This window comes from Paenibacillus sp. OK076, assembly GCF_900110055.1.
Lineage (GTDB): Bacteria > Bacillota > Bacilli > Paenibacillales > Paenibacillaceae > Paenibacillus.
Genome location: NZ_FOCH01000017.1, coordinates 1 through 6003, shown reverse-complemented (window position 1 = coordinate 6003; position 6003 = coordinate 1). Strand labels below are relative to the sequence as shown.

General features: G+C 37.4%; 8 protein-coding genes. All 8 read right to left on the bottom strand.

The window, feature by feature from the left end; all coding sequences use genetic code 11:
• Positions 1-317: 317 nt before the first annotated feature.
• On the bottom strand, positions 318-617 hold the full coding sequence (locus BMY78_RS33600) for a helix-turn-helix domain-containing protein (RefSeq protein ID WP_256222584.1): 300 nt from the start codon (positions 615-617) through the stop codon (positions 318-320).
• A gap of 233 nt (positions 618-850) precedes the next feature.
• The gene (locus BMY78_RS32695; RefSeq protein WP_256222585.1) at positions 851-949 is read right to left on the bottom strand and encodes a deaminase domain-containing protein; all 99 of its coding nucleotides are present in this window, start codon (positions 947-949) and stop codon (positions 851-853) included.
• A gap of 218 nt (positions 950-1167) precedes the next feature.
• Entirely contained in the window at positions 1168-1692 is a 525-nt protein-coding gene (locus BMY78_RS32430; protein ID WP_090905570.1) for a hypothetical protein, read from the bottom strand.
• Between the two features lie 18 nt (positions 1693-1710).
• Complete coding sequence (locus BMY78_RS32425) at positions 1711-2448, bottom strand: hypothetical protein (RefSeq protein ID WP_143067107.1); 738 nt, start codon at positions 2446-2448, stop codon at positions 1711-1713.
• 86 nt (positions 2449-2534) lie between these two features.
• Entirely contained in the window at positions 2535-2714 is a 180-nt protein-coding gene (locus BMY78_RS32420) for a hypothetical protein (protein ID WP_090905566.1), read from the bottom strand.
• 229 nt (positions 2715-2943) lie between these two features.
• Complete coding sequence (locus tag BMY78_RS32415) at positions 2944-3657, bottom strand: pentapeptide repeat-containing protein (protein WP_090905564.1); 714 nt, start codon at positions 3655-3657, stop codon at positions 2944-2946.
• A 19-nt stretch (positions 3658-3676) separates the two neighbouring features.
• Positions 3677-4462 (bottom strand): hypothetical protein, encoded by a 786-nt coding sequence (locus tag BMY78_RS32410; RefSeq protein ID WP_090905562.1) that lies wholly within the window; start codon positions 4460-4462, stop codon positions 3677-3679.
• Positions 4463-4517: 55 nt separating this feature from the next.
• Positions 4518-6003: hypothetical protein (locus BMY78_RS33595; RefSeq protein ID WP_256222582.1), on the bottom strand; the 1486-nt coding region annotated here is incomplete at its 5' end.

Sequence of the window (6003 nt, the reverse complement as noted above, 5' to 3'; positions counted from 1 at the left end):
CATTTCCTCGGCGGTGATGTCTATTCTTCCGATATCTCGAGCAATGCCGTTATGATAAGGGTTGAAAAACAGTTCATATTCAATATCATTCTGCTTTACTTTCCCATAATACACGAGTGCTTCTTTTAACTCTTGGTCAACCTGTATGCAACTTCTTCAAAAAATCTAAAAAGGGGATAATAATGTTTAACTCCCATACAACAGCACAGTTTTATAAACAATAGATAGCTATGAAGACAAAATCTTTCCTGATTCTGATTTTCCATTATCATTTATTCAAAAAAAGACTCATTCCACCTAAAACTTGGAATGAGTCTTTATAAATCAATTATATGTGGACTATAATTAATATATCCATTTCCAAACATTTTATCAGCTACAACATATATATCATCTTCTATTTTTGCAATCTCTAGCTCCTCGGCCGTTACACCCAATAACAAATTAATTCTACCGTATCCAGAAACAACAGGTATAATTTCTTTCCGGCTGATCTCCCGGCAAATGGTCGTATGATGCCGACCAAGTTCCTCGGCGATGGCTCTTGCACTTTTCCCTTGTCGATGTAGGATTTCTAGCTTGCTGCGTTCGATTATGCTAAGATGTGAATAACTCATGGACTGATTCTCCTAGTGTGAATGCTGGTGTGGTAACTTTCTCTACACGAATCAGGCTATGAGCCATTTTTTATTTTCAATAGGTGTCGCACTTCATATTACAATCCGTCATAAGAATTGTAATCTTCCATAAAAGACTCGAATAATTCATCATATTCCTATTTCAAATCCATACTACAATTACCACCTTTTATAAATTATCCATCATCTTTTTAGGGGAGATTAGCTTGCCACTAGTGAAGAACTTCTATCTCTATCTTAGGATATTTTTCCTTGAATTGAGTAATTATATTGTTACAAATTCCGCAAGTATCCTTTTCAGTAGGTTCTATTCGTGAAGGAAAATATATATTTTACCCGCATACTCTTCGCTAGTTCCCATACAAATTTGATTTCCTCCAGAATCATCGCCTATAGATATAAATTCGTTTGGGATTTCGCCATGTAATGAGTCAAACCCACTCTAAACCTCAAGTGTTTTTTATATTTCGGTTTATATATTAACATTATTTAACAGAACCAATTTTGGGACCACGGTAGAGTGCATAAGCTATTCATCGTCGTCTTCATCCACTAAGTCTAACTTCGTATCATTAATATCTATCACTTCATTGTTTGAATACCTCTGTACCCAATCTCCCAGTAGAAACGTAAATCCCTTTCCTTCTAGATAGATTCCTTTATCAATTCTTAGTGAGCCTCCTCTTTCTATAAATTTTATAATAGGCTCATAAATATCATGAAATTTCTCTTCTGGAATATAACCATTATCTAACAAATATGATAACTCCACATAACGAATGCATATTATTCTTGTGATAGGGTTTGAAGGGATGTCAATTTCAGGGAATATATTTTCACTGATTTTCTCTAAATCAAGTTCTTTTTCAATTCCTAACACTTTGATTGGACTGAAAAACACACTTGAACTAATCGAAGAGTTGTATATTAAAAAAACGGATGCTCTTCTCAAATATTCTGAAATTAAATAAGTATTAGACTTTTTAACTTCTGCCTTTAAACTCCAATCAATTTGCTTTATTCTGTTTACAGCCGTTAAAACATTATTACTCATCCCACTCTTCGCCTACTTTCAAACCGAAAAATTTATAGAGCCCTTTTGTATAACCTGGGAATTTACCAAACTCAGTTGAGCCGGGGCCATTTCATGAGCCCCAGGGGGGTAAGGATTAAAACCATCTTTACCATTCCATGCTTTTGGATTACGATAATCCTTTCCCATATTCATTAGTTTCTGTTCCTCAAGTTCATGTGCTGCTAATTGAGAAAACCACTTCTTTTGTTCCAAAGTTAAATTACCTTCAAGAGCCTTATGAAACGCATATACCACCTCAGAATCAGGTGTTAACTTAGATTTGTAATAGTAAAGTCCTTTATTATCATACCATGGTAAATCATATTCATTTAAAAACATATGTGACCTAAGATTAATAGAATCTTGGATGTTTAGACCCGTATTACGAGAAAACTCTTGGATATCTTCCTTGCTCCACTCTCTGACCTCATCTGCCTTTCTTTCAGCAACCTTGTCAATCTTGTATTTCTGATGAACAGGAGGCTCCCCATATCTTTTAGGAGTCTTCATGGTCTCACCAGTCTCTGTCTCACTTTTTTGTCTTTCTTCTTCAACCCTTCTTCGTCTTTCCTCCTCTTTTCTTTTGTTATTATTTTTACCCTTTCCTTTCTTCTTAGATGGAGAATTGTTCCAATGGTTTTTTCCGTTCGGAGTATCGTTCTTCGTTGCATTGGAAGTTGAACTTTCTCCTTGCTTTTTGTTTTTGTTCGTTAACTTCGAACTTGACTCGTTCACATTATCCGACTTTTTCCCTGTACCTGAACTCGACCCCGTACTATCCGTTTCTCCGCTAGATTTGGGTTTCTTACTGGTACTCGGGATCAAATCCGGTTTCTTTCCACTACTTGATGATCCTTTTCCTTCACCGTCGCCATGCTTCTTCCCTGTACCTGGACTCGATGCAGTAGCATCCGTTTCACCTGACGATTGCGACTTCTTACTGCTGCTCGGGGTCTGATCCGTTTTTTTGCCATTGCTGGAGGAACTTGTTCCCGCTCCATCGCTTGGCTTATTCCCAGCGCTCCATTGTTACTTAGTTTTTAGGTTAATAAGAATCTTATCGTCTCTATTACTTAGAACAATTATTCAATAAAAAAAGACTCATCCCCCCTCGTTGATCAGGTTGAAATAAGCCTTTGAAATCAAAATCCTTCGAATTCATACTTAGTTTGATTTATTCTAATTTGACTTTTATATAACTAGGCTCTACTAACCAATTAGAATTTATCGTTATAACATTTTAATTATTTTATCCTTAACATTTTCGTCAAATAGAGCCCCCTCCACAATAGCCCCTTTCCAAACTACATTTTCCAGATTCGCACCTATAAAATTAGCGTCTGTAAAATTCCCATTACAAAGTGTCGCTCCAGAGAAATCCCCCTCTGTAAAATTAGCATTACAAGCATTGACTTCAGACAAGTTCGCATTCAAGAATGTCCCATTTTCAAAGTTTCCATTTGATAGATTAGACTTACTTAAATCCGTACCAGAAAAACTCACCTGACTAGCGTTGATATCAGATAAATTTGCATTACGAAAATCCGAATTAATGAAAGTTGATCCAATTAATTCTCCTTGAGATAAATTCACCTCGCCAAAACATGCTTCTGAAGACATGCTTATGTTTATTTTTGCATATTTCATATTTGCCTTATAGAAGTTCGCTCTACTAAAGGAACAGTCTGCAATATCCGTTCCCTCTAAACTGGAGTTATTAAAGTCAGCTTGTTCAAAATCACAATCCAAGAAAGAAGCTTCATTTAATGAAGATGCTTTTAACAAAACCCTTTTTGCAATAATTCCATCCGCCATAACATGTGATAAATCCAAGAAAGTTAGATCCATATCGCTAATATCTAATCCATCAATGACCTCACCGTTGGATTTTGATCTATTGAAAACTTCTATAATCCTTGTTCTATCAACTCTATTTTGAACCATCACTTCCACCTCTCAAATATCATATTGTTCTTCTTAGATATTCCTTCCAAACTATATTCGGATGGAACGACACCCCCATCCGATCTTCATCAAAACTTGGGATAGCGAAAATTTGGGATGGTTCCAAATATTTCATTACACGTAACCAGTTATCAATTAACCTATCTTCTTTAGTTTCAAATGACCCATTGAATATATCAATACCGATGCCACCCCAGTTAAGTTTAGAAACTACACCTGGACTATTAAGTAAAACTTCTCGATCAATCATATCTAATATATAAGAGCCAAAATATGTTCGCGATCCCACCCCTAAAGGTCCATTTTGAAGAAATTGGACAGGTACAGGATAAGAGCATGCATCCATCCAGATATGCTGTTTCTGATGTTCATTACTCCAAGGGTAATAAGATTCTCCAAAAATATGTGTAACTCCATAGCTAGGTTTTACAATTTCTGCAATTTTATCAGATAATTCAAAAAACGTTGGCCACAATATTCTTGGCATTGACTTATGAAAATCAAACTTCAAAAAAGAACGTGAACTCATATTCAATTCAAAACTGCCAGAAAATTTCACAGTTTTATTGCGATATAGATGAACTTCAGAAATACCACAAACTGAGAATACTTTTTCAAAAATTTCATTGCGGTTATATCCGATTTTAACCATCTCATTACTTCCCCAATGGGTAGGAGTAAATTTCTCGGTTGCCTCAAACGCATCCAGTATATGGCCTAGTACTTCTCTCTGGTTTAAATCAACTGTCGGGTACATTATAATCGAAAATAACTCAGGCTTCATAGATATTCTCCTTATTAATAAAACATTATAATTGTATATTGTTTTTATATTGTTTTTATATTTTTTTCCACCTACCTCCACCAGGAAAGCGTGGATTAGGTTGCCATTTTCTTGTTATATTCCCTGTATTCGGATCAACATAATAGATTTCGCTCTTTTCTCCTAAAGGCCCACTAGGTCTAGGCTTAGGAGGGCTAGAATCTAATGCAGGCTTGTCACTTGATATTGTTACAATATGGCGACCATTTTTAGTTTGCAGCATTTCTCTTTCAGCCCGAATTTGACTATCATTATGAACGATTTGATCGTCTCCGCCTGTTTTATGCTTATGGTCATGTACTAAATCAATCTCCCCTTTCTCGTTACGACCTATACTATCTGGACGCGTAACATGACCTTCACTGGATTTATAAGTAACAATTTCGTCAGCGTTATTGTCCTCTAATTCTCGACCAAGGTATTCTTTTAATGCCTTTCTACTCTTTAATTCTTCTTCTCTCCCCCGCTCCCTATTTTTCCTAAGGCGCTCGTTAATTATATCCCATTTATTACGATCTAAAGGTTTCTCACCTATACTTTTCTTTTCAGCGCAGTAGCGTTCATATCTGGCATCATCTGCTGCCTTCTGATCTCCACGTGATTTTGCTTCGTCTATTTTCTGTCTAAAGTACTGCTCTTGTTCTAGAGTCAAGCCTTGTTTATTTATCTTTGTATTATTATTCTCAGATTTTCTTAAGACCCCTTCCTTTCCATCCTGTGCATCCATTTCTTTTGGCTCCGTTTCAGCCTCTTCACCCTTTTTACCTTTTCCTTTTTTCTTCGATGAATCTTGTTTCCACTGATTATGACTGTTGGGAATCTGATTATCTTTCTTGTTAGTGCTAGATGAATTTGTTCCTTCACCCTCACTCGACTTTTTCCCTGTACCTGAATTTGATCCTGTAGTATCCGTTTCTCCGGATGTTTGGGTCTTCTTACTGGTATTCGGAGTTGAATCCTCTTTCTTGCCACTGCCTGATGAGCCTGTTCCTTCACCGTCGCCAGACTTCTTCCCTGTACCTGTACTCGAACCCGTACTACCCGTTTCACCCGATGATTGGGGCTTCTTACTGGTACTCGGGGTCAAATCCGGTTTCTTGCCACTGTTGGATGGCCCTGTTTCTTCACCATCGCCAGGCTTCTTCCCTGTACCTGTACTCGATGCAGTAGCATCCGTTTCACCCGATGATTGGGACTTCTTACTGCTGCTCGGGGTCTGATCTGTTTTCTTGCCACTGCTGGATGAACTTGTTCCTGCCCCATCGCTTGACTTATTCCCAGCGTTCGAGCTTGTTTTCCCTCCGGAACCCACTTCCCCGGCATTCCCCGACTCTTTGGGCTTGTTGTTTCCCAAGTTGCCCCAAGGCTGAAAGCCGATCTTCTGTTTTTCTTTATAATAATCGCTGACGGCTTTAACAATCACATCTTTTGACTTTTTCACAAATGTCTTTGTTTTGCTTGTAGCCGGTTTGTCTGTCGTCGTTGTTCCTTTAGAAGCAGCA